The following is a 1,189-nucleotide window of genomic DNA, read 5'->3' on the forward strand; positions in this document are numbered from 1 at the left end:
TAACAAGCGACTGTGGTGTCAACCCAGTTAAATTTACCTTTAGTAAGCCCAAGCAACATCGTCGCGAACCATAGCATTAAGCATAGTGATTAACTTGCGCATGCAGGCAACGATAGCGACCTTTTTATGTTTTCCTTTTGCCACCAGCGCGTGGTAAAAGTTCTTTAAAATATTGTTACATTGAATAGCGCTGAGCATGGCCATGTACATCGTTTTACGGATAGCGCCTCGTCCTCCGTAAATTCTGCGCTTGCCTTTAAGCTTTCCGCTGTCGCGATTAATAGGTGCTAACCCCGTTAATGCAGCCGCTTCTTTGTTGTTAAGCGTGCCTAGCTCCGGGAAATCGGCGAGGAGGGTGTATACCATTGTGCGACCAACGCCCGGTACAGAGAGCAAAAGATCTCGCTTATGAGACCAGGCCGACTCTTTCTGGACGGCAATATCGAGCCTGTTTTCAACCCACTCGATCTCCTTCTCGATGGCTTTAAGAATGCGCTTGTGCGAAGCCTCCATACGCTTACCCATGATTTGACTTCGGTTCTTCTCCTGCACGAGTAGGTCAATCAATTGCCGGCGACGCGCGATTAGGTCCTTGATTACGCGTATATTTTTGCCTTGAACTTGGCTAACACGGGGTTTGACCCGGGCTCCGAACTCGGCGATTACGGCCGCATCGATTTTATCTGTTTTAGCCAATTGGTTGATGGCGCCAGCATACCTCCGAACCTGAAGGGGCTGAACGACAACAACGGGTAATCCTTTATCAAAGGCGCTATCGACTAATGCCAGCTCGTACCGGCCAGTAGCCTCAACCACCAACCGTTCTACCTTGTAGCGATTAATACGAGTAAGCGACTGCTTTATGCCTTCAGGCGTGTTGTCCGCTTGCCAATGTAACTCTCGTTCGTATATGTGGAAGTCCAGCTTGAACTTACCGATATCTACACCAATGTTGACGCCCTGTTCACTCAAATTGCGAATTGCCATAGGAACTCTTCCTTGCTAGATTCGGGCTCGAAGCCCCCTCGACTGTTCGAGTTAAATTATCGGGTCGGAGTCCCGCCCACGCTTGTTAACGATCTCTAGGATCTGTGCATCATCGGGCTGGGACTCCGATAACTAGTTGCCGCTAGTTATGGGGCTTCACTTTAAAGGAATGTTAATTAATGGGGAAATTTGACCATACAAG

The 1,189-nt window shown here is 48.7% G+C and carries 1 protein-coding gene; it reads right to left on the minus strand.

The window, feature by feature from the left end:
* Positions 1-39: 39 nt before the first annotated feature.
* The gene (locus tag SBL51_RS23205; RefSeq protein WP_317933586.1) at positions 40-987 is read right to left on the minus strand and encodes an IS110 family transposase; all 948 of its coding nucleotides are present in this window, start codon (positions 985-987) and stop codon (positions 40-42) included.
* Positions 988-1,189: the final 202 nt, after the last annotated feature.

This window comes from Halioxenophilus sp. WMMB6 (genome assembly GCF_033283405.1).
Lineage (GTDB): Bacteria > Pseudomonadota > Gammaproteobacteria > Pseudomonadales > Cellvibrionaceae > Halioxenophilus.

Excerpts from the sequence above, each read along its gene's own strand:
- SBL51_RS23205 (WP_317933586.1), bottom strand. The coding sequence starts at position 987 with ATGGCAATTCGCAATTTGAGTGAACAGGGCGTCAACATTGGTGTAGAT.